The sequence below is a fragment of the Burkholderia anthina genome (assembly GCF_902498995.1).
Lineage (GTDB): Bacteria > Pseudomonadota > Gammaproteobacteria > Burkholderiales > Burkholderiaceae > Burkholderia > Burkholderia anthina.
In genome coordinates, this window is the sequence record NZ_CABVLY010000007.1 from 221,896 (window position 1) to 243,240 (window position 21,345).

A 21,345-nucleotide genomic window follows, 5' to 3' on the forward strand; every position below is an offset into this window, starting at 1 on the left:
GTCAGCCTCCCAGAATCAGGCTGGCATTGCTGCCGCCGAAAGCAAACGAATTGCTCATCACATAACGTCCAGTTGCATCGCCAGTCAGATGGCGCTCGCTGTCGACAAGATCCAGTGGGGGTAGCGCCGGGTCGTTCTCACCGTCCCATACGTGCATCGGCAGCGCGATCCCGCGAGCCAGCGCCAGCCAGCCGAACCCCAACTCGGTCGCACCCGCCGCGCCGAGCATGTGACCCGTCAACGGTTTGGTCCCGCTCGCCGGCACGCCGTGCGGAAACACCCGCGCCGTCACGTTCGCTTCCATCTCGTCATTCAGGCGCGTCGCCGTCGCGTGCAGGTTTACGTAGCTGATCGCGGACGACGCGACGCCGGCGTCCGCGAGCGCGGCGCGCAGCGCGTCCTCCGCGCCGTGGCCCACCGGGTCCGGTGCCGAGATGTGGTGCGCATCGCTCGACTCGCCGACGCCGGCCAGCCGGACCTCCTCCTCGTCGCGACTCATCACGAACAGCGCGGCGCCTTCGCCGATATTGATGCCGTCACGGTTCCGGCTCATCGGATTGGTCCGGTCCGGGCTGACCGATTCGAGCGATGCAAAACCCTGCAACGTCAGCTCGCACAGAGAATCCGCACCGCCGACGACAACCGCGTCGCATAGCTTCAACCGCAGCAGTCGCCGTGCGGCCGCGAACGCCTTAGCACTCGACGTGCAGGCGGTCGACAGCGTGTAGGCCGGGCCGGTCACACCGAGTACCGCGCGCACGAACGGCGCGGCCGTGCCGATTTCCATTTGTCGATAATCGAATCCGGCGGGCATCACGCCCGTCGCGGCGCGCTGCGCAAACGCCCGCTCCGCCGCCTGGATACCGGACGTACTCGTGCCCATCACGACGCCGATCCGCCGCGGACCGTAACGCGCGATCGCCGCATCGACGCGGGATCCGATCTGCGCCAGCGCGGCCAGCAACAGCCGATTGTTCCTGCAGTCGAAATGCGCGAGTGATACAGGCGGCGCGACCTCGAGCATCGACCGCACGCGCCCGACCCAGCCGCCACCGGCGACATCGGTGCGCGGAGCCATGCCCGCTGCGACGCCGATGCGTAGTGCGTCGACAATCTCGTCGGTCGTCGCGCCAAGCGCATTGATCATGCCGGGCGCGGACAGATAAACCGGCGTCTGTTTCGAATTCATGCGCGACACTCCTTCCCGGATGGCGTGGCGAGCGGCGCGAACAGCACCGAGAATACGATGCCCATCGCGAGCGTCGTGCCGAAGCTGCGCAGCGCGGGCATCGCGCTCGCCCCGAGCATGCCGAACGACAGCAACGTCGTGGCCGCCGACAGCAGCACGCCGGTCCATACGGCGCCGAGACCGGCCATGTCCCGCATGCAGCCTTCGCGAAGGAACACCGCATAGTTGGCGCCCACGCCAAGCACCAGCATCAGCGCGAGCCAGTTGAACAGCGTGAGCGGCACCCGTGCATAGCCGAACGCCGCAAGCGTCAGTGCAATGGCGAACACGACCGGCAGTGTCGTCGCGATGCCGCCGCGCACACCGTATCGCCACATCAGCAGCGCGGCGACCACGACGAGCGCGCCGGCCAGCCACAGGCCGCTGTCGACCCGGTAGGCGCCGAACAGACGCGACACGCTCGCGGCCTTGTCGACCCACGACACACCCGGCAGCGTGCGCGCGAGCGCGGCGAACGTCGCCGCATTCGTCGCGTCGACCCGCTCCGGAATCGCCAATGCCGCATCGACGGGACCGGCGCCGCCGTCGATTCGACCGAGCCACAGATGTCGGAACGGGGCGGACCAGCGTGCTGCCAGCCACGTGTCGACGGACAGCGTCGCAGGCGTCTGGCGAGAAAACGCGTGAATCCACTCGTCGACAACCTCGTCACGGAAGCCCGCGTGCACGAGTGCCGCGCGCAGCGTCGCGGCATCGCCAAACACGCGCTTGTCCAGCACGGCCCGATCGCGGGCCTGTCGTTGCGCCGAAGGCACGAACGTCGCGATCGACTGGACGCGGCCGGCCTGCTGCCGGTCGAGCGCCGCGATCAATGCTTCCGAACGTTCGAGCACTTCTTCCTGCGACGCGCCCTGGACGACGAAGAACTGCGCGGTGTTCGCCAGCCCGACCGCCGCACGGATATCGTTTTCCTGTCGCGCCAGGCTCGCATCGCGCTGGATCAGCAGATGAATGTCGTCGTCGCTTTTCAACACGGCCCATCCCGGAATCGCGACCAGCGCAACCAGCACGGCGACGGCCACCGCGCGCCGACCGGCCAGCAGCGACTGCCATCCGCCCAGCAAGCGGGCGGCACCCGAGAAAACGCGGGACGGCACGCGCCGCGGGCCTTGCGTCAGCACGAGCGGCAAAAAGCCCGTTACGGCCGCGAACGCACAGAGGATCCCGACGATAGCAAAGCATGCGATCTGCTTGAGCGCGGGGAACGGCACCCACATCAAAATCGCGTAGCCGAGCAAGCTGGTCGCCAGCGCCACCGCGAGCGCAGGCCGCACCGCCGCCGCGCCGCGCCGCGCATCCCATTGCCGCCCGGCCGACAGGTACGCGACGAAATACTGGATCGAGTAATCGACGGCCTCGCCGATCAGGCTCACGCCGAACACCAGCGTCAGCAGATGCAGCTTGCCGAACACGAGCAGCGTCGCCGCCAGCGCGCACACGATGCCGAACGCCGTCGATGCGAACGCGAGCACCAGCAGGCGCGGTGAACGGAATACGCTCATCAGTAGCAGCGCAATACCAGCCAGCGACGCCGCACCGATCACGTGCACGTCGCGCTCGGCGCTGGCGCGCGCCGCTTCCGCATAAAACACCGCACCGGCCCGGTCGACGCGAACGCCCGGGAAATCCGCCGCGAGCGCGCGCTCGGCATCGAGCGTCGCGACGCGAACCGCGTGCTGGATCTTCGTTTCGTAGGCCGATCCCGGCAGCGACGTCATCACGAGCACGCCCGTTGCCCCATCGCGATGCGACACCAGCATGCCGTCTTCGAGCGACAGGCTCGACGCCGCGAGCGGCAGTTCGCCGAGCCAGTGCTGCAGCCAGCCGAACGGATCGTCCGCCACGCTGGTCTGCAGGCCGTCGACGGGCGGCGCATAGAGCCGCCGGACGAGCCGGTCGCCGAGCGTGGCGTCGCCCTGTTCGAGCGACCGGCGATCCGTGCCCGTCAGCAGACCGAAGCGGGCCGGCATGTAGGTGGCTGCGATCTGCGACAGATCGAACGGTGGCACCTCGACCGTCACCGAGCGAAATGCGCCGCTGGCGTCGAGCCGCGCGCCGAGCTGCTTTGCGGCCGCCTTGGCGCGAGCGGCGTCGCGGTCGGTCACCAGATAGACGGTGCGATTGCCGAGCGCATCGCCGAGCATGTCGACGGCGCGTTCTGCAACCGGATTCGCTTCCGTCGCCGGCAACAACGCAAGCAGGTTCGTCTGCAACGGCGCGGACCCGCTGAAGCGCCACAGGATGTACGCGATCGCAACCAGCGCGACGGCGAGCCATGCCGCGTACAGCGCGCGCCGGCGAGCACGCTCTCCGGATGCTGCGATCACGTCGCGCGCCGTATTCATCATCGGGCCTCCAGCCACCCGCGCTCGACCGGCGCGAGCGCGTCGACCGGCGTCGGCCGGGCGAACTCGAGCACGGTCACGTTGCCGTTCGCGAACGTCATGTCGAGCTTGCCGAGATACGCGCCGCCGCTCATTTCGAGCACGCGGATCGCCTGTGCGAGCTGCGGCTGATTCGGCCGCAACACCATCCGCCACCGCTCCGGCGCGCCGCTCGCCGCAACGTCGAATTGCGCATACAGTGCCGACAGATCACCGCCGAGCATGTCGCGCATCATGCGCGACACTTGCGCGACGCCACGTCCGCCGCCGCCAGGCGCGACGAGACGACCGTCCGTGCCGACCTCGCGCACGCCGCCGTCGGTAATCACATAAGTGGCTTTGTAGGGCGTTTCGATTCGCCAGATGACACCCGAGTTACGATCGAACAACATCGAACCGGTGCTGACGAGCGGCTGCTTCATCGCCGACAGCGTCTGGGTCTGCCGAAAATCCGCGCGAATCGCGCCGATTCGCGCCAGCCGCGTCGCGATATCGGAAACGAGCGCGGCATTTCCCTGCCGCACAGTCGCGGCAGGCGCCGGCGCGGCCATCGCGTCGCCGCCGGCGAGCATCACGCACGCGACGAGCATCATCGTCGCAAGCCGTCCGCCGTTCAACTTTACGCCCATTGCGCGCACACCCTTTCGATCAGGGCCGGCGGCGACACGAACTGCAGTTCGCGTGTCGTCGCGTCGATCGCCAGTTGCACCGTGTAACCCTTCGTCAAACGCTCGCCGGAAGCGGCATCGACGATTTCGTAACCGATCTTCAGCCGGTTCTCGAATTCGAGCAGTGTCGCGCGCACGTCGAGCTGCTGGCTGTAATGTGCGGGGCGGACGTACTTCAGATGCGCTTCCACCACCGGCCACATGTAGCCCGACGCCAGCATCGCCGGATAGTCGTAGTCGATCATCCGCAGCAACGCCGCGCGGCTGCTTTCGAAGTACTTCAGGTAATGGCCGTGCCAGCAGACGTTCATCGCATCGACATCGTGAAACAGCACCTCGACGCGTGCGGTCGCGGTCAGCAGCGGATGCGTCTCGCTCATGCGGCCTCCCCGTGAAGGCATCCGCCAAGCGGATCGCCGATCGGCCCGCATGCCGCAAGTCGCGCGGTCAGCGCGCGCAACTCCGCCTCGAGCGGCCGGTCCTCGACCACCGGCGGCGATTGTCGGCCCACGTCGTCTATGAACGCGCGAAGCGCGGGCGAAAGCTGCGTCCGCGGGTCGTCGCGCAGCCGCAGCCGCACGGCCTGCACGGTCGCGAGCACGTGCGCCGAGGCAACCTGCTCGGTCAGGGCCAGCACGCGCAGGCAGTCGCGCGCGGCGATCGTTCCCATGCTGACCTTGTCCTGATTGTGCGACTCCGTCGAGCGCGAAAACACGCTCGCCGGCATCGTGTGTTTCAGCGCCTCGGCCGTCCATGCGGACGACGATATCTGCACGGCCTTGAACCCGTGGTTGATCGGGGCCCGTTCCGGGGCAGCGCCCGTCAGGTTGCGCGGCAGTCCGTTACTGAACTTGTCGTCGACCAGCAGCGCGAGCTGACGATCCATCAGGTCCGCGAGATTGGCCACCGCCGTCTTCAGCGCATCCATCGCGAACGCGATATGACCGCCGTAGAAATTGCCGCCATGCAGGACGCATCCTTCGTCCGGATCGATTAGCGGATTGTCGTTCGCACTGTTCAGCTCGTTCTCGATATCGCGGCGCATCCACGACAATGCGTCGCGCGCCACGCCGATCACGTGCGGCGCGCACCGGACCGAATAGCGATCCTGCAGGCGACGCTCCGGCAATTCGTCGCGCCCGGCCAGATCTGCCCGTATCCATGCGGCCACCTCGGCCTGCCCCGCGTGCGGTTTCGCGTCGAACAGCCGCGCGTCGAAGTGCCCCGCCCGTCCGTCGAGCGCGACGGTCGTCAATGCCGTCAGGCGGGCCGCCATTCGCGTCAAGTGATCGGCGCGCGCAAACGCGAGGCATGCCAGCCCGGTCATGACCGCCGTGCCGTTCATCAGCGCCAGCCCTTCCTTCGGCGCGAGCGTCAACGGGATGCGATCGATCGCGCGCCATGCGTCCCCCGCGTCCCGCTCGTCGCCAGCAAACGATACGGTGCGCTCGCCGATCAGGGCCGCGGCGACGTAGGACAGCGGCGTCAGGTCGCCGCTTGCGCCAACCGAGCCTTCCGACGGAATGCGCGGCAGAATACGGTGATTCACCAGATCGGCCAACCGTTCAAGCAGCGTGAATCGCACGCCCGAGTAGCCGAACGCGAGCGAATTGAGCCGTGCGACGATGACGGACAACGTTTGCGTCGCGTCGAACCAGTCGCCCATCCCGCATCCGTGATAGCGGGTCAGCTGCAGCGGCAACGCTTCGACGAGCGGCGGCGGCACCTCGACCACGCACGCGTCGCCATAGCCTGTCGTGACACCGTACAGGGTGCCGCCGTTCGCGAGATAGTCACGCAACCAGGTTGCGCCGCGCTCGATCCGCGCACGCCATGCGGGCCCCGCATTCAGCGCGACCGGTGCACCGTCGCGGGCAATCGCGACGACGTCCTCGATCGTCAGATGCCGGTCGCCGATCACGATGGCAGGCCGGTCCGTATCCACCGCGGCGGTTGCCGCGACGTTCTTCATGTCATGTTCGGCCACGCGGACCTCCGTTGGGCCGCGCCCAAAAATCGAAGAAGTTGAACCATTGATAGGGAGCCTTGCGGCAATAGTGCTCGAGCCGCGCGGCATAGCGCTGCGCCCACGCGGCGACATGGCTGGCGCGCTCTCGGCGCGGCAGCTCGATGCGGTCAGCGAACGGCTCGAAATAGAGCCGGTAGCCGTGCTGCTCCTTCAGGCAGAAGAACAGGTAGACCGGGCAACCGAGCGCGTGGGCGAGGATGTACGGGCCCTGCGCGAACGAGGCCGTCGCGTCGAAAAAGCGCGCGTCGACGGTTTTACCGGAATCGTGCGGCGGCACGCGGTCGCCGACGATCACGAGCAACTCGCCCGCATCGATCCGCGACTGCATCATCATCGCCGTATCCGGGCCGAAGTCGGACACCTCGACGAGCTGCTTGCCGAATTCCCGGTTCGCGCCGGCAAGCACGCCGGTAAAGCGTTTCGCATGCTCGGTATAGACGATCGCCGTCACCTTCGCATGCGCATCGCGCAACGCGAGCGCCCGCGTCATCTCCAGGTTGCCCAGATGCGCGCCGATCACGAGCGCGCCGCGTCCGCTCGCGGCAAGCGCATCGAATGCGGACGAATCGTCGAAACTCACGTCGAGTTCGTCGAGACGGCCGGACCAGGCGACGAATTTGTCGAATCCCGCCTGCGCGAAGGCAAGCATGTGCCGATACGCGCTGCGCCAGCCCGGCTTCGGCACGGCCACCGCTTGCGCTTCGCGCAGGCGCGCGAAATACGCATGCGATGCGGTGCGCGCCGCGCGGTTCGTCAGCAAGAAATAGCCGACGACCGGATGCAGCCAGAACGACGTGAAGCCCTTGCCGAACCAGCGGCAGCTCAGCGCCAGCAACGCCATCCCGATACGGCTGCCGCGTTCCGGCATGCGCCACCATGCGCGCGTGCGGTTCGCCGGCAACGCGTCGCGTCGTTCGACGAGCCGGCGCGTCAGTAACATCGGCGCGCGCACGAGCATCCCCGCGACGAGCCGCGCATGACTCATGCTGATGCGCACGTTGTCGCGCCAGACGTCGAAATGCGATACGCCGTCGGCCGGGTAGACCACGCGCGTCGGGATCGTCCTGAACGCCAGGCCACGCCAGTGAAGCCGGACCAGGATTTCGCTGTCGAAAGCCATTCGCGTCGGCATCGACACCGCGTCGATCAGCTCGCAGACGGCATCGACCGGATAAAGACGAAACCCGCACATCGCATCGGGGATATCCAGCGACAGCGTTTCGATCCACACCCATGCGTGCGTCAGGTAGCGGCCGTAAAGACGCGCCTTCGGCACGCTATCGTCGAAACGCGGCCGCCCCAGAATCACGGCATCCGGCTCGATCTGAGCAGCCGCCACGAACTTCGGCACATCAGCGGCGTCGTGCTGGCCGTCGGCGTCGATCTGGATCGCGTGCCGATAGCCGCGTGCGTGCGCGGCGCGCAATCCGGCCATGACCGCCGCGCCCTTTCCACCATTGGCGGGCAATTGCAGCAGCGTCATGGACGCGGCGTACTGCTCGGCCAGCGCGGCCAGCACTCGACGGGTCGACTCGTCGCTGCCATCATCCACCACCAGGATCGGCAGACCGTGCACGGCGAGGCGCGCCAGCGTTCCGCCGATCGCGTCACGATGGTTGTAGATCGGAATAACGATGCAGGTACCGCTCATCTCGCCGCCGCGCCATAGACCAACACGCCCGACGTGCATTCCCGGCCGCCGCACCGGAACGCGAAGCGCGCGCATCCGCGCGCCGGATCGTGCGCGATACGCAGCGCCAGCACCGCGCCGGGCGGCACCGGTGCCTTGAATTTCAGGTGTTCGACCGAGCGGATTTCCCGCACGGCCGGTATTTCGCGACCGGCAAGCCGCGCGGCCCAGTCGATCTGCACGACGCCGGGCAGGATCGGCAGCCCTGGAAAATGCCCTTCGAAATGCGCCAGTGCGGGCGGCACGCGCAGTTCATAATGCAGCGCGTCATCGTCGCTGCGCCACGACGCGAGCAGCTCGAAACCCTCCGGCGCGACCTTGAAGGCCGCCGCCAGCACGGCCGCCGGCAATTTCCCGCGCGTATCGAACGGCATCGCGTGCAGGAATCGCCAGTAGCGCGGCAACGCGGCCGCATCGACATAGGCGCCGAGCGCATGCCGCAAAGTCGTGGCGACCGCGATCCGGCCGTCCGTGACCAGCGCGTCTCGCCCCGCCGCGCTCAATACCGCGACGACGCCGACATGGGCGCGCGTCGTGCCGTCGACCACCACCGCGGCCGCCTGTTCGACGTATGCATGTGCGAGTATCCGCGCCTCGAGTTCCGGCAGCGACACGCGCTTGCCGTCGAGTTTGACGACGCGGTCGCGTCGTCCCACGAGCGCGAAGCGCCCCTGTGCGTCGAATCGCGCGGTGTCGTCGGTGCTATGCCAGCCATCGTGACCGAGATGGCCAGAGCGAACGCACAGCACACTGTCGTCGTCACAGCGCACGTCGACGCCGGTCAGCGGCTGCCACGCGGGCGAGACGTCCTGACGCCGCCATGCGATGCCGCCGGTTTCGGTACTGCCAAAGATCTCGAGCGGCGCGGCGCCGAACGCGTTCGAATACGCCGCTGCCGCATCGGCCGGCAGCGGGCCGCCCGACGAGAAGAACGCGCACGGCGCGGGCTCCTGCATCGGAAAACCGGACAATGCCGGCCAGCGCATCAGTTGCGACGGCGTCGAGACCACGACGACGACGCCATACGCGGCGAGCCGCTGCTGCAGTTGCAGCGGCTCGAGCACCGGCGTCCGGTCAAACGCGCGCCCCGCCGCCAGCGGCCACAGGATTCTGAAGAGCAGCCCGTAGATGTGGTGATGCGGCACGCTCGACAGCGTCACGGCCGCACCGATCCGGTCGCCCCATTCGCGTTGCAGCGTACGCACTTCGGCATCGAACTGCGCAAGCGACTTCCGCACCGGCTTCGCGGTGCCGCTGCTGCCGGAGGTGTAAAGCGTCACCGCGACGGCCGCGTCGATCGGGCAACCGGCGACGGCAGGTTCGCGTTCCGGGTCGTGCTCGCACGCGGCCAGTGCCGGCGCATCGAGCACCAGATCGTACGCATGGGCGAGATCGCGGAGATAGCCTGGCGCGTTGCTCGCCGGAATCACGACTTCCCCATGCGCCGCCACCGCAAAGAAAGCGCACGCGAAATCGTACGGATCGTCCGTGCAGATCGCGACCCGTCGCGCGCCGCTCGCCTGCATCATCCGCGCGATGGCCCCCGCGCGAGCGCGCAGATCGCCGAGCGTCAGCACCTCCGCGCCATTGCGACACACCGCCGTTGCATCATCTGCCGCGGCACATAGCATCTCGTGCAGAGCGATCATGCGACACCCGTTCGTTTCCGTCTGGCCGCGACGACGACGCTGCGCCACAGCCACTCACCCGCGAGCAACGCGCCGATCAGCACGTACGCGACCAGCCCGTTGTAAAGCGCCCACGACGCCCGGCTCCAGCAGAGCGCCGTGTAGACCGAAAAACCGCCGTTCACGATGAAGAATACGCACCACACCTGGGTGACGCGGCGCGTGTACCGGACGATTTCCAGGCTCGGCTCGGGATGGGTCAATCGTGCGAATTTCTCTATCATTGTCGGGCCGCGCCGGAGCGTCACGCCGAACGCGACCAGCAAACCGGCACTCACGCATGCAGGATAAAGATGAAGAAGACGTTCGCTGTCGGTCACGGCAATCGCGGCGGACAACACGGTCAATGCGCCGGCCACGCACCAGTCAAGCGTTGTGATCCGTTTGAGCGTTTTCGCGAGCGTGCCCTTGCCGATCATACGTTGGAGCCACAGCAACGCGACCAGCAGGCAGCCGACATAACGCGGCGACATGTGTTGCCACGCAAACAGGATGACGAGCGGATAGGCTGCCACCAGCGCCGCCCTCGCCGCGACGCCTGCGCAGCGCAGCAAGCCGGTGCAGGTAGTCGCTCGCATGCCCGTCGCCGTCACGCGCGCGCGAGCAACGCGTGAACCGCGGCAATGACGTCACCGACAGTCCGCACGGACTTGAATTCTTCGGGCTTGATGCGCTTGCCCGTCATTTCCTGCAGCTTGATGGCCAGATCGACCGCGTCGATGCTGTCCAGATCGAGCTCGTCGAACAGGTGCGTATCGGGTGTCACGCGCTCCGGCTCGATCGCGAAATTCTCATGAAAAATGGCGCGAATGCGCTCCAAGATTTCTGCATCGGTCACGAATGACTCCCTTTTTCCAGCATGGCTTCTTGCGATGCCTGACGCGATTGCTGGTCGGCAATGAAAGCCACCAGCGTGTTGATCGAACGGAAATGGGCTTTCGTGCGCTCGTCGTTCGCTGCGATCGTCAGGTGAAACTTCTTGCGCAGCATGATGCCGACTTCGAGCGCATCGACCGAATCGAGGCCGATCCCGTCGGTCGAGAACAGCGGTGCATCGTCGTCGATATCGTCGACCGTCATGTCGCTGAGGTCGAGCATCTCGATCAGAAGCTGCTTAATTTGCAGTTTTAAAGTATCCATGCTGAAACAGGCTTTGAGTAATGTGCACTTCCACCTCGCGGGCGATGCTGCGAGCAGCGATCGACGGCGACGTCGCGCCCGGTGCCAGCCGGCTCGGATCCATCGGTTCGAGCACGTCGATGCGCATGCGAAACGCACGAGACGGCACGTGATACCAGCGCAGCGTCTTGGTGAAGACCGGAGGATCGCAGTCGATCAGCACCGGTTGAATCCGGCTGCGCGACTGCAGTGCCATATGCGCGAAACCGCGCGAGAACGCATGCAGACGATTGTCGCCCGGGCTGCGCGTCCCTTCCGGGAAGACGATCATCGTGTAGCCCGCCGCCAGTTGCCGTGCCCCGGCCTCGACGAGATCGACGGCATCGGCATTGCTCACGTATTCGGCCGCGCGGACGATACCCCAGAAACAGGGGTTGCCCCAGTGCGCACGCTTGACGACGCAGCAGGCCTTCGGCGTCAGCGACAGCAGCACCATCACGTCGAGCCACGTCGGATGATTAGCGACAACGATTACCGGGCCGTCTTGTGCAAGGCCCTCGACACCGCTCGACTCGAGCTTCATCACGCCGACGCGCTGCAGCAGCGCGACCAGCGCGCGGAAGAAATAATGGATGACGAGCGTCACGCCACGCTGGCGTGAGCGTCGGTGCGGCCACAGCATGCCGACGACGATCGCCAGCAACGAGAACACTGATCCGCACAGTGCGAAAAACGCGAGGCTCGTGCCGGTCGCGAACAGGCGCCAGCCGTAGTCAAGCCGCGCGATCATGCCAGCTCCATCGCCACATTGCTTGCTGGCTGCGGCATGACGCTGTCGTGCGCGCCGACAGGCAGCGCAGCACCGCCGTGCAGTGCGTGCCGGCCGCATCGTCGGGCTCTTGCGCGTCGTGCGCCGCTATCTCGCAGGTCAGATAGCCGGCCGGCTCGTCTGCACCGATCAGCATCGCAAGTCCGACGCTCTCCGGGTCGTCATCGACGGCGCCATATACCGGATCGGCCGGCTCGTGCGCATAGACGAGCAACACCGGCGACGCCGGCGACGTTTCATATTGGGAAAATGCTTCGAGCAACGCGTAGCCGAGGGTTTCGTGGCCGGCTGCGACCGCGGTCGCAGCCGATCGATCGCGCCTGGCAATTCCGAATATGCCCGTGACCGCGTTGAGGACCGAGAGACTGAAGGCCGTTGGGGAGACCGGTTCTGCGGCGCCGATGTCGGCGAGAATGCCGGTGGTGCGTGTCAACTCGCCATGGCGCGACGCGAATACCATCCGCAACGGATGCTCCGCTCCGGCACAGTCATAGGCTGCCTGAAGCGCGAGACGCGACAGCCGGCTCAAGCGGCGTCGCACCATCGGATCGAGGGCTTCGACGCCCGGCACCCCCGCGGTCGAAATCGACGTCCATCTGGCGATTGGCATGGTCCAATGCAAATCGGCCATTGTTGTTCTCGTTGAGGTGACTTTTCTTGAATGCTTTTATGTAGCGCGGCCCTGAATCAAGGCAGCTGCGCTCCGCTTTTCCGTGAAACCCGCTACCGCACGCATTGGCGCCCGGACGCCCGCAATCGACTCGCCATCTTGCGGCAATACCTCAAAAAAATGGAAGTCGCCATGCCTGCGAAGCTGGCAGCCGGATTATCAACCACTGCGATTGAATGATCGGCATCTCGGTGCGGCGAAACTGTAACAGGGCTGTTACAAAAGATCAACGCCACGGCGAGTGACGTCTTCGATATTTAACGATTTATCAATTTCTCGAAAAAGTCATGCATCGTCGGTTATCCAGACGATCACGATTCAGCGTACCTTGCGCCGGTCCGGCACTGAAATGGCTCATAATGCGCTCGATGCCGAATTCCCTGCTTCCCGTTCAATGACTTACTCGCTCGCCACCACCTACACCCGGGAACTCGAAATCCGCAAGAGCCGCTTCATCGCGCACGCGATTCCCGTCGAGGACCGCGACGCCGCGATGCACGCGCTGCAGCGCCTGCGCGACGAGCATCCGACGGCCACCCACGTGTGCTGGGCGCTGCTCGCGGGCGGCCAGTCGGGCATGTCGGACGACGGCGAACCGTCGGGCACCGCCGGCCGGCCGATCCTCGAAGTGCTGCGCCATCACGATCTGGACGGCGTGCTCGGCGCGGTCGTCCGCTACTACGGCGGCGTGAAGCTCGGCGCCGGCGGCCTGGTGCGCGCCTATACCGACGCGATCGCATCGGCGCTGCTCGATGCCGAACGCGTCGAGCGCATTCGCTACACGCGGTTCGCGATCGAAATCGGCTACCCCGACGAAGCGCGGGTGCGCCGCTGGATGGAACAGGCGGGCTACGAACTGGTGGACAGTGCTTACGGGATGACGGTGAAACTGGTGATCAAGCTGCCCGAAACGGCCGAGGCGGCCGCGAAAGCCGAGCTGTTCGACCTGACGCAAGGGCGCTCGGGCTTCCCCGATCTGTAATCGGGCGCGACCGGGAGGCGACCCGCGTCGCCGGCCGCCTCCGTACCGCGCGCCCGATCCGCGGCCGGCGCGCGCCGCGTTGCACGGCGCGCGTCTCCGGCCTCGTCCGCTCAATCGCTCAATAAAAATCCGGCACGATCATGTCGTCCGGCACCGGACGACGGATGTAGTCCTCGTGGTGCTCGCGCTGCGGCAAGTCGATGGTCGAACGCGGCACCTCGTGATACGGCACCTGGTCCAGCAGATGGCGAATGCAGTTCAGCCGCGCGCGCTTCTTGTCGACGGCCTGCACGACCCACCACGGCGCCTCGGGGATATGCGTGCGCTGCAGCATTTCCTCCTTCGCAGCCGTATAGGCCTCCCAGCGGCGGCGGCTCTCGAGGTCCATCGGGCTCAGTTTCCACTGCTTCAGCGGATCCTCGATCCGGCTCTGGAAACGCAGCTCCTGCTCGTGATCGGTGATCGAGAACCAGTACTTGACGATCTGGATCCCGCTACGCGCGAGCATTTTCTCGAACTCGGGCACCGAGCGGAAAAACTCCTCGTATTCGTCGTCGGTGCAGAAATTCATCACGCGCTCGACGCCCGCGCGGTTGTACCAGCTGCGGTCGAACAGCACGATCTCGCCGCCGGCCGGCAGATGCGTGACGTAGCGCTGGAAATACCATTGCGTGCGCTCGCGGTTGCTCGGCGCGGGCAGCGCCGCCACGCGGCACACGCGCGGGTTCAGCCGCTGCGTGATGCGCTTGATCGCCCCGCCCTTGCCTGCCGCGTCGCGCCCCTCGAAAATGACGATGAGCCGGTGCCCCGTGGCCACGACCCAGTCCTGCAGCTTCACGAGTTCGCCCTGCAACCGGAACAACTCGCGGAAATACTGTTTGCGCGCTTCGCGGCGCTCCTGAGAGAACAGCAGGTCGTCGCCGTCGTCGAAGCGGCGGTCGTCGAGCTCCATCTCGAGCTCTTCGTCATAAGCGTCGACGAGGTCCTCCTCGAAACGGCGCTGTCGCGTTTCGAGCGATGCCATATCGGTGAGGTTGTCGGTCTCGGTGCGGGTAGTGTTGTCGCCCATGGGGCCTCCTTCCTTCAGTTGACGCAGCCAAACTCCGCCATTATCCCAGCGTCGCGCGTCAAATTGATGAAACGGCCCGCGGGGCCCCGTCGGGAGTGCAACCGCCGCCGGTTGCACGGCTGGCACGGCTGGGCGGGCGGACTGGGCCACTCGGGCGCGACGCCCGCACGGTCGCGACATCGTCCCGGCCCGCCACCGCTGTCGACGATCGCCCTTCGGCCGGCGACATACCGCCGGCGGCGAACCGAACCCGGGCCTTGAAGCGGGTCGGCGGCCTTCAGAAGCCGCGCCGCCCGTCCCGCGGGTTCAGGTCGTCAGCCGGGAATGCGGCGGCCGGAACCGGCAGCCTCTTGCCGCGATGCGTGCCGACCTCCCGACCGGCCGGCTCGAATACGCCGCGTCGACAGCCGCGCATCCGCACGCTGACTACGACACGACGCCCGACATGCCGGATCAGCAGCGCGACACCTCGTGCATGCGTAAAAATCCGTTCGTCGCGTCATGGCGATACGTGCAAACTGCGGTTGAAAACACAGTCCATCCAGCCCGCCGAGAAACCCCTGAGCGAGACAGAAAATTTTCACCGAAAACAACCCTTGAACCGGCTGCAATCGCAACGTCACACGCCACTCGCCAACACCTCGCAATCTAGTTGCGCACACAACCTTTTCCCTAAATGCCGTTTTGCGCACAGTACGCCTCACCGCTTCGAAGCCCCCCACACGTCACCGCATCACATCCTGCAAACTCATCCCGACCCTGCGGCATCGCACCGTGCAATTCGCATACCCGGCGGCCCACCACCCGCTCTCACGGCCTTCACGCCGTGCAGGGGTATACGTGGTGTTGCATCCAGAAAAAACTTTGCATAGAGTGCATCCCATCGATTCCGGCGGACAAAGACGTCCCACGATCGTGCGCAGCCCGGGTCCGCTAGCCCGCGCCGCGCCGGCCGCCCCGCAAGCGGCCACCCTATCCGCATTCCCGTTATCCGACAGCGTTGTCGGGTGAACGGACCGGCAAAGAAGCCCTTGCCTCGCTCGTCGAGGCAAGGGCTTTTTTTTGTCCTTCGAAAACGTACTTCCTCAACCGAATCAGGAGCACACCATGCGTCATGGCGATATTTCCAGCAGCAACGACGCCGTCGGCGTCGCCGTCGTCCAGTACAAGATGCCGCGCCTGCACACGCGCGCCGAGGTCATCGCAAACGCACGCGAGATCGCCGAGCGCGTGGTCGGCATCAAGCGCGGCCTGCCCGGCATGGACCTCATCGTGTTCCCCGAGTATTCGACGCACGGGATCATGTACGACGCGAAGGAGATGTACGACACGGCGTCGACCGTGCCCGGCGAGGAAACCGACATCTTCGCGGCCGCGTGCCGCAAGGCGAACGTGTGGGGCGTGTTCTCGCTGACCGGCGAGCGTCACGAGGAGCATCCGGACAAGGCCCCGTACAACACGCTCGTGCTGATCAACAACCAGGGCGAGATCGTGCAGAAGTACCGCAAGATCATGCCGTGGGTGCCGGTCGAAGGCTGGTATCCGGGCAACTGCACGTACGTCGCCGACGGCCCGAAGGGGCTCAAGATCAGCCTGATCATCTGCGACGACGGCAACTACCCGGAAATCTGGCGCGACTGCGCAATGCGTGGCGCCGAGCTGGTCGTGCGCTGCCAGGGCTACATGTACCCGGCGAAGGATCAGCAGGTGCTGGTGTCGAAAGCGATGGCGTTCATGAACAACTGCTACGTCGCGGTCGCGAACGCGTCGGGCTTCGACGGCGTGTATTCGTATTTCGGCCACTCGGCGATCGTCGGCTTCGACGGCCGCACGCTCGGCGAATGCGGCGAAGAGGAAAACGGCGTGCAGTACGCGGAGCTGTCGGTGAGCCTGATCCGCGACGCGCGCCGCAACATGCAGTCGCAGAACCACCTGTACAAGCTGCTGCATCGCGGCTACACCGGCAAGATCGGTTCCGGCGAATCGCCGAACGGCGTCGCGCAATGCCCGTTCGAGTTTTACGCGAACTGGGTGAACGACCCGGACGGCACGCGCCAGGCCGTCGAACGCCTCACGCGCGCGACGCCCGGCACGCCGGAATGCCCGATCGAGGGCATCCCGGCCGAAGCGCCCGCGCACCGCTGAGCACGCAGCCCCTGCCCGGCCGTTCGCGTCATGCGCGCGAACGGCTCCGCCTCATTCTGGAGCCCTCATCATGCTCGGTGTCGCTCTCTTTTTCATCGGCGCGGTGCTGGTCGTCAACGGCGTCGCGCTCACCGGCCGCATCGAACCGCGCGATGCGGCCGGCCTGAACCTGCTCGTCGGGCTGCTCGCGCTGCTGATCAACCTCGCCGGCCTCGTGCAGGCATCCGCGCCGCCGCAGTATTTCTCGAGCGCGGGCGGCCTGCTGTTCGCGTTCACGTACCTGTATCTCGCCGCCGTCCAGTGGCGCGGGCTGCAAGGCGCGGGCCTCGGCTGGTATTGCCTGTTCGTCGCGATCAGCGCGCTCGTCTATGCAGGCACGTCGCACGACCTGCGTTTCGGTGCGATGTGGCTGCTGTGGTCGAGCCTGTGGTTCCTGTTCTTCGTCGCGCTGGGGCTGAAGCGCCGCGTGCGTTTCCTGCCCGGCTACACGATCGCGATCGGCGTCGGCACGTGCTGGCTGCCCGGGATGCTGATGATGACGGGGAGGTGGTGATGAGCGCACGCGATACACCGCTCGCCGCCGATCCGCTCGCCGGTCACCGCATCGCCGATGCACCGTTCTACCAGCCGGCCGGCGTCGAAGCCGACTGGTTCGAGACGGCCTGCCGCCATCATCTGCCGGTGCTGCTGAAAGGGCCGACCGGCTGCGGCAAGACGCGCTTCGTCGAATACATGGCGTGGCGCATGGGCCTGCCGCTGATCCAGGTCGCGTGCAACGACGACACGTCGGCGGCCGACCTGACCGGCCGGCACCTGCTCGACGCCGACGGCACCTACTGGGCCGACGGGCCGCTCACGCTCGCGGCGCGCCACGGCGCGATCTGCTATCTCGACGAGATCGTCGAGGCGCGCCCGGACGCGACCGTCGTGATCCATCCGCTGACCGACTCGCGGCGCGTGCTGCCGCTCGACCGGCTCGGCGAGGTCGTGCACGCGCATCCGGATTTCCATCTGGTGATCTCGTACAACCCCGGCTATCACGGCGACCACCGGCGGCTGAAGCCGTCGACGCGGCAGCGCTTCGTCGCGATCGACTTCGGCTATCCGGATGCCGAACACGAAGCCGACGTCGTCGTGCGCGAAAGCGGCGCCGACCGGGACACCGCGCGCCGGCTCGTCGATCTCGCGCAGCGCACGCGCGCGCTCGCCGGCGACGGGCTCGACGAAGGCGCGTCGACGCGGTTGCTCGTGCATGCGGCCCGGTTGATCGTCGCGGGGCTCGCGCCGCTCGACGCGTGCCGGATCGCGATCAGCGACGCGGCAACCGACGATGCCGACACGCGCGCCGCGTTGCAGACGATGGCCGCCGCGCACTTCGCGACATGAGCGCCGACATGAACGCGCTGCAGCTCGCCCGCTTCCTGCACGGCATGACCGCGCGCGAAACCGGCGTGCAGCTCGACGATGCCGCGCCGCGCGCGACGCTCGGCCACGCGACGCTGCGCGTGCCGCGCACGTTGCCGCCCGATGCGCGTGTCGCCGCGGCGGCACACGCCCTCGCGCACTGGCGGCACTCTCCGTCCGGCGAACCGGCCGGCACGCTCACGCCGATCGGCATCGCGATCGCCGGCCTGATCGAGGATGCACGCGTCGAAACGCTGCTCGCCCGCGAATGGCCGGGGCTCGCGACCTTCTGGGCGCCGGCGTTCGCGCCGATCGACCGCGAAGGGCTCACGTTCGGCCGCCTGTGCGCGCGACTCGCGAAGGCGTTGTTCGATCGTTCGTATCGCGACGGCAATCCGTGGGTCGACACCGGCGTGCAACTGTTCGACGCGCTGCGCGACCGGCTCGACGACTACCGCGCATGTCGCACGATCGCGTCGCGGCTCGCGAACGATCTCGGCCAGATGCGCGTGCGCTTCGAACCGGACGACGGCACATGGCTGCGCTATCGCGACGACAACGCGTGGCTGTGGACGCAGCCGGCCGCCGCGTCCGAGCGTGCGGGCAGCGAAGGCGTCGACACGTCGGCCGCCACCGGCGGCCACGCCGACGCGCCGGACGACACACCGGCACCGCCCGCCGATGCACCGCGCTATCCCGAGTGGAATTGCCACACGCGGCGCGAACGGCGCGACTGGGCGACGATCGTCGAACGCGCGCCGCCCACGTCCGCGCCATCGCCGTCGCTCGCCGCGCGGGTGGACGCGGACCGGCGCACCGCCCGGCACATGCGCCCGGCACGCGCGGCGGAATTGCTGCGACGCGTCGGGCGCCAGCTCGACGGCGACGCGCTCGACGTCGATGCGGCGATCGCCGCCCGCATCGCGCGACACGCGGGGCATGCGCCCGATCCGCGCATATTCCGTCGCCGCGTCCCGCACGACGCGTGCGGGCCCGTCCTGATCCTGCTCGACCTGTCCGCGTCGACCGCCGCGCACGTGGCCGCGCTCGAGAAGCGCGCGGCCTTCGTGCTCGGCGACCTGTTCGATCGGCAGCGGCGGCGCTGGGCCGTGCACGGCTACACGTCGGACGGCCGGCACCGCGTGTACTACGCGCGCTTCAAGGATTTCGACGACGCGTTCGACGCGCCCCGCCGCACGGCGCTGCTCGCGGCCGACGCCGGGATGAGCACGCGCACCGGCGCCGCGCTGCGCCACGCGCTTGCGCTGCTGCGTCGCGAGACCGGGTCCGTGCGCGCCGCCGTGCTGATGATCGGCGACGGCGAGGCCGCCGACATCGACGTGTTCGATCCGCGCTATCTCGTCGAGGATGCACGCCATGCGGCGCGCCACGGCCGGCAGCATGGCGTCGCGATCGCGGGTTTGTCGTTCGGCGCGCCGCCCGGCTTGTCTACAATACTTGGCGTCGGCCCGAGCTGCGTTCACGCGGCGAACGGCGACGCCCTGCCGGCCGTCGTCGCACAGGCGGCCGGGCGGCTGACCGCCTGACGGCCCTACCCGGAAGAGACAGGAAAGACCGAATGAACAGTGTGAAGGTTGGCGTTTTGTTCTCGCAGAGCGGATTCACGTCGCGCCTCGGCCAGAGCCAGTTGCGCGGCACGCTGCAGGCGATCGCCGAGATCAACGAAGCCGGCGGCGCGAACGGCTGCGAGATCGTGCCGGTCGTGCGCGACGCGTGCTCGGACCCGGCCGTCTACGCGCGTCTTGCCGAAGACCTGATCGCCACCGAGCGCGTGAACGTGCTGTTCGGCGCGTACATGTCGAGCAGCCGCAAGGCGCTGATTCCGATCGTCGAGAAGTGGAACAAGCTGCTGTTCTACCCGACGCTGTACGAAGGCTTCGAATTCTCGCCGAACGTGATCTACACGGGCGCCGCGCCGAACCAGAACAGCGTGCAGCTCGCCGCGTTCATGACCGCGCAGTTCGGCGCGCGCGTGTACCTCGTCGGGTCCGACTACATCTACCCGTACGAGTCGAACCGCATCATGATCGACCTCGTCACGCAGCATCCGGAAGGCCAGATCCTCGGCGAGGTCTACATGCCGCTCGTCACGTCCGAGCAGAATTTCGCGGCGGTGGTGGCCGACATCCGCGCGAAGGCGCCCGACTTCGTGTTCAGCACGCTGGTCGGCGACAGCACGGCCGCGTTCTACCGCGCGTATGCGCAAGCCGGGCTCGACGCACGCAAGATGCCGATCGCGAGCCTGACGACGTCCGAGATCGAGCTCGGCCAGATGGGCGCGGCCGCGGCCGGCCACTACACGTCGTCGCCCTATTTCCAGACCGTCGACTCGGACGTGAACCGGCGCTGCATCGCGCAATTGAAGGCGCGCTTCGGCGACGACGCGAACGCGTCCGCGCCATGGGAAGCCGCGTATTTCCAGGTGCACCTGTTCGCGAACGCGCTCGCGCGCGCCGGCACCGACCAGCGCGACCGGCTCGTCGAGCATCTCGCCGAATCGGAATTCGACGCGCCGCAGGGCCGCGTGAAGATCGACCGGCTCACGCAGCACACGTGCCTGTATCCGCGCATCGGCTGCGCGACGGCGGACGGCAATTTCACGATCGTGCGCGAAGCGACGCGCCGCGTGCATCCCGATCCGTATCTCGTCACGCATTCGCTCGGCGATCGCGTGCATACGCCCGACGAACTGAAGGCATAGCCGACGATGCGCGCCCGCACCCCGATCCGCTCGACGCCGCGCCTGCTCGCCGAACTCCGTTCGCTTCGCGTGATGGTGTACTACCCGGACGACGACAACGGCCTGCTGATCGTCGAGCAACTGTCGCGCATCGGCTGCCCGAGCGAGCAGCGCTGGCCGCCGCCCGCCGAGTTGCCGGAGAGCGTCGATCTCGTGATTCTCGCGGTGCGGCCCGATCTGCTGCATCTGTCGATCCCGTGGCTCGAGGACGATGCGCGGCCGCCGGTGATCGCCGTCACGACCTATGAAAGCCCGACCATCCTCGAACTGATGCTGCGCATCGACGCGCAAAGCGCGGTGACGACGCCCGTGCGCTCGTTCGGGCTGTTGAGCGCGATGGCGCTCGCGTGTCACCAGAGCCGCCGGCACGACGAATACCGGCGCCGCATCGCGCAGCTCGAACAGCGCGTGATATCCGCGCGCACGCTGCAGGAAGCGAAGACGTTGCTGATGCAGCACAACGGCATCGGCGAGGAAGAGGCGTATCAGCAGATCCGCTCGCAGGCGATGGAGCGGCGCATCTCGATCAACCAGCTCGCCGAACAAATCGTGCAGGCGCACGCGCTGCTGAAGCGGTGACGCATGCGCGAACGCCGTGCGTCACCGTACGTCAGTCGGGCGGCGGCAGCACGACCGTATCCTCGGGGCCGGGCACGCG

20 protein-coding genes are annotated in these 21,345 nt (G+C 67.1%); 7 read left to right on the plus strand and 13 right to left on the minus strand.

Annotated elements, in window-relative coordinates; genetic code table 11:
- Nucleotide 1: 1 nt before the first annotated feature.
- Genes BME24068_RS12105 through BME24068_RS12160 form a run of 12 tightly spaced genes read right to left on the minus strand, consistent with a single transcriptional unit; the run spans nucleotide 2 to nucleotide 12,287 of the window.
- Nucleotides 2-1,189: a beta-ketoacyl-[acyl-carrier-protein] synthase family protein gene (locus BME24068_RS12105; RefSeq protein ID WP_174926225.1), complete on the minus strand. Its 1,188-nt coding sequence runs from the start codon at nucleotides 1,187-1,189 to the stop codon at nucleotides 2-4.
- A complete protein-coding gene (locus BME24068_RS12110) occupies nucleotides 1,186-3,594 on the minus strand; it encodes an MMPL family transporter (RefSeq protein ID WP_174926226.1) in 2,409 nt (802 codons plus the stop codon). The genes BME24068_RS12105 and BME24068_RS12110 overlap by 4 nt, the downstream gene beginning before the upstream one ends.
- Entirely contained in the window at nucleotides 3,594-4,262 is a 669-nt protein-coding gene (locus BME24068_RS12115) for an outer membrane lipoprotein carrier protein LolA (RefSeq protein WP_174926189.1), read from the minus strand. The genes BME24068_RS12110 and BME24068_RS12115 overlap by 1 nt, the downstream gene beginning before the upstream one ends.
- Nucleotides 4,253-4,681 carry an acyl-CoA thioesterase gene (locus BME24068_RS12120; RefSeq protein ID WP_096498989.1) on the minus strand — a complete coding sequence of 143 codons (429 nt, stop codon included), beginning with the start codon at nucleotides 4,679-4,681 and terminating at the stop codon, nucleotides 4,253-4,255. Before BME24068_RS12120 ends, BME24068_RS12115 begins: the two co-directional genes overlap by 10 nt.
- Nucleotides 4,678-6,288 (minus strand): HAL/PAL/TAL family ammonia-lyase, encoded by a 1,611-nt coding sequence (locus BME24068_RS12125; RefSeq protein WP_174926227.1) that lies wholly within the window; start codon nucleotides 6,286-6,288, stop codon nucleotides 4,678-4,680. The genes BME24068_RS12120 and BME24068_RS12125 overlap by 4 nt, the downstream gene beginning before the upstream one ends.
- Nucleotides 6,275-7,981, minus strand: coding sequence for a glycosyltransferase family 2 protein (locus BME24068_RS12130; RefSeq protein WP_174926190.1), 1,707 nt, complete (start codon nucleotides 7,979-7,981; stop codon nucleotides 6,275-6,277). Before BME24068_RS12130 ends, BME24068_RS12125 begins: the two co-directional genes overlap by 14 nt.
- Entirely contained in the window at nucleotides 7,978-9,669 is a 1,692-nt protein-coding gene (locus tag BME24068_RS12135) for an ApeI family dehydratase (RefSeq protein ID WP_174926191.1), read from the minus strand. The genes BME24068_RS12130 and BME24068_RS12135 overlap by 4 nt, the downstream gene beginning before the upstream one ends.
- Nucleotides 9,666-10,286, minus strand: coding sequence for a COG4648 family protein (locus tag BME24068_RS12140; protein ID WP_174926228.1), 621 nt, complete (start codon nucleotides 10,284-10,286; stop codon nucleotides 9,666-9,668). Before BME24068_RS12140 ends, BME24068_RS12135 begins: the two co-directional genes overlap by 4 nt.
- A gap of 11 nt (nucleotides 10,287-10,297) precedes the next feature.
- Nucleotides 10,298-10,546 carry an acyl carrier protein gene (locus BME24068_RS12145; protein ID WP_096498997.1) on the minus strand — a complete coding sequence of 83 codons (249 nt, stop codon included), beginning with the start codon at nucleotides 10,544-10,546 and terminating at the stop codon, nucleotides 10,298-10,300.
- The gene (locus BME24068_RS12150) at nucleotides 10,543-10,848 is read right to left on the minus strand and encodes a phosphopantetheine-binding protein (protein WP_096499000.1); all 306 of its coding nucleotides are present in this window, start codon (nucleotides 10,846-10,848) and stop codon (nucleotides 10,543-10,545) included. The genes BME24068_RS12145 and BME24068_RS12150 overlap by 4 nt, the downstream gene beginning before the upstream one ends.
- A complete protein-coding gene (locus BME24068_RS12155) occupies nucleotides 10,823-11,617 on the minus strand; it encodes a lysophospholipid acyltransferase family protein (RefSeq protein WP_174926229.1) in 795 nt (264 codons plus the stop codon). Before BME24068_RS12155 ends, BME24068_RS12150 begins: the two co-directional genes overlap by 26 nt.
- Entirely contained in the window at nucleotides 11,601-12,287 is a 687-nt protein-coding gene (locus BME24068_RS12160; RefSeq protein ID WP_174926192.1) for a beta-ketoacyl synthase chain length factor, read from the minus strand. The genes BME24068_RS12155 and BME24068_RS12160 overlap by 17 nt, the downstream gene beginning before the upstream one ends.
- 433 nt (nucleotides 12,288-12,720) lie before the next feature.
- Here BME24068_RS12160 and BME24068_RS12165 point away from each other — a divergent pair, with 433 nt between their 5' ends.
- On the plus strand, nucleotides 12,721-13,308 hold the full coding sequence (locus tag BME24068_RS12165; RefSeq protein ID WP_096499006.1) for an IMPACT family protein: 588 nt from the start codon (nucleotides 12,721-12,723) through the stop codon (nucleotides 13,306-13,308).
- Nucleotides 13,309-13,426: 118 nt separating this feature from the next.
- On the opposite strand, the gene ppk2 is transcribed toward BME24068_RS12165, so the two are convergent.
- Nucleotides 13,427-14,377 carry a polyphosphate kinase 2 gene (ppk2, locus tag BME24068_RS12170; protein ID WP_096499008.1) on the minus strand — a complete coding sequence of 317 codons (951 nt, stop codon included), beginning with the start codon at nucleotides 14,375-14,377 and terminating at the stop codon, nucleotides 13,427-13,429.
- A 1,107-nt stretch (nucleotides 14,378-15,484) separates the two neighbouring features.
- Between ppk2 and BME24068_RS12175 the strand changes: the two genes are divergently transcribed.
- The 6 genes from BME24068_RS12175 to BME24068_RS12200 all read left to right on the plus strand — a co-directional run bounded on the left by BME24068_RS12175 (nucleotide 15,485) and on the right by BME24068_RS12200 (nucleotide 21,266).
- Nucleotides 15,485-16,522, plus strand: coding sequence for an aliphatic amidase (locus BME24068_RS12175; RefSeq protein ID WP_096499010.1), 1,038 nt, complete (start codon nucleotides 15,485-15,487; stop codon nucleotides 16,520-16,522).
- A gap of 70 nt (nucleotides 16,523-16,592) precedes the next feature.
- Nucleotides 16,593-17,075: an AmiS/UreI family transporter gene (locus BME24068_RS12180; RefSeq protein WP_096499012.1), complete on the plus strand. Its 483-nt coding sequence runs from the start codon at nucleotides 16,593-16,595 to the stop codon at nucleotides 17,073-17,075.
- Nucleotides 17,075-17,908: a CbbQ/NirQ/NorQ/GpvN family protein gene (locus tag BME24068_RS12185; RefSeq protein WP_174926193.1), complete on the plus strand. Its 834-nt coding sequence runs from the start codon at nucleotides 17,075-17,077 to the stop codon at nucleotides 17,906-17,908. The genes BME24068_RS12180 and BME24068_RS12185 overlap by 1 nt, the downstream gene beginning before the upstream one ends.
- An 8-nt stretch (nucleotides 17,909-17,916) precedes the next feature.
- Nucleotides 17,917-19,473 (plus strand): nitric oxide reductase activation protein, encoded by a 1,557-nt coding sequence (locus BME24068_RS12190; protein WP_174926194.1) that lies wholly within the window; start codon nucleotides 17,917-17,919, stop codon nucleotides 19,471-19,473.
- A 32-nt stretch (nucleotides 19,474-19,505) separates the two neighbouring features.
- Entirely contained in the window at nucleotides 19,506-20,648 is a 1,143-nt protein-coding gene (locus BME24068_RS12195) for a transporter substrate-binding domain-containing protein (protein ID WP_174926195.1), read from the plus strand.
- 6 nt (nucleotides 20,649-20,654) lie between these two features.
- Entirely contained in the window at nucleotides 20,655-21,266 is a 612-nt protein-coding gene (locus tag BME24068_RS12200) for an ANTAR domain-containing response regulator (protein WP_096499018.1), read from the plus strand.
- Nucleotides 21,267-21,345 lie beyond the last annotated feature (79 nt).

What these genes read in the sequence shown, in the direction of transcription:
- BME24068_RS12105 (WP_174926225.1), bottom strand. Translation starts at nt 1,189, where the DNA reads ATGAATTCGAAACAGACGCCGGTTTATCTGTCCGCGCCCGGCATGATC.
- BME24068_RS12175 (WP_096499010.1), top strand. Translation starts at nt 15,485, where the DNA reads ATGCGTCATGGCGATATTTCCAGCAGCAACGACGCCGTCGGCGTCGCC.
- BME24068_RS12110 (WP_174926226.1), bottom strand. Translation starts at nt 3,594, where the DNA reads ATGAATACGGCGCGCGACGTGATCGCAGCATCCGGAGAGCGTGCTCGC.
- BME24068_RS12165 (WP_096499006.1), top strand. Translation starts at nt 12,721, where the DNA reads ATGACTTACTCGCTCGCCACCACCTACACCCGGGAACTCGAAATCCGC.
- BME24068_RS12185 (WP_174926193.1), top strand. Translation starts at nt 17,075, where the DNA reads ATGAGCGCACGCGATACACCGCTCGCCGCCGATCCGCTCGCCGGTCAC.
- BME24068_RS12150 (WP_096499000.1), bottom strand. Translation starts at nt 10,848, where the DNA reads ATGGATACTTTAAAACTGCAAATTAAGCAGCTTCTGATCGAGATGCTC.
- BME24068_RS12155 (WP_174926229.1), bottom strand. Translation starts at nt 11,617, where the DNA reads ATGATCGCGCGGCTTGACTACGGCTGGCGCCTGTTCGCGACCGGCACG.
- BME24068_RS12135 (WP_174926191.1), bottom strand. Translation starts at nt 9,669, where the DNA reads ATGATCGCTCTGCACGAGATGCTATGTGCCGCGGCAGATGATGCAACG.
- BME24068_RS12190 (WP_174926194.1), top strand. Translation starts at nt 17,917, where the DNA reads ATGAACGCGCTGCAGCTCGCCCGCTTCCTGCACGGCATGACCGCGCGC.
- BME24068_RS12195 (WP_174926195.1), top strand. Translation starts at nt 19,506, where the DNA reads ATGAACAGTGTGAAGGTTGGCGTTTTGTTCTCGCAGAGCGGATTCACG.
- BME24068_RS12140 (WP_174926228.1), bottom strand. Translation starts at nt 10,286, where the DNA reads ATGCGAGCGACTACCTGCACCGGCTTGCTGCGCTGCGCAGGCGTCGCG.
- BME24068_RS12130 (WP_174926190.1), bottom strand. Translation starts at nt 7,981, where the DNA reads ATGAGCGGTACCTGCATCGTTATTCCGATCTACAACCATCGTGACGCG.
- BME24068_RS12160 (WP_174926192.1), bottom strand. Translation starts at nt 12,287, where the DNA reads ATGGCCGATTTGCATTGGACCATGCCAATCGCCAGATGGACGTCGATT.
- BME24068_RS12200 (WP_096499018.1), top strand. Translation starts at nt 20,655, where the DNA reads ATGCGCGCCCGCACCCCGATCCGCTCGACGCCGCGCCTGCTCGCCGAA.
- ppk2 (WP_096499008.1), bottom strand. Translation starts at nt 14,377, where the DNA reads ATGGGCGACAACACTACCCGCACCGAGACCGACAACCTCACCGATATG.
- BME24068_RS12180 (WP_096499012.1), top strand. Translation starts at nt 16,593, where the DNA reads ATGCTCGGTGTCGCTCTCTTTTTCATCGGCGCGGTGCTGGTCGTCAAC.
- BME24068_RS12120 (WP_096498989.1), bottom strand. Translation starts at nt 4,681, where the DNA reads ATGAGCGAGACGCATCCGCTGCTGACCGCGACCGCACGCGTCGAGGTG.
- BME24068_RS12115 (WP_174926189.1), bottom strand. Translation starts at nt 4,262, where the DNA reads ATGGGCGTAAAGTTGAACGGCGGACGGCTTGCGACGATGATGCTCGTC.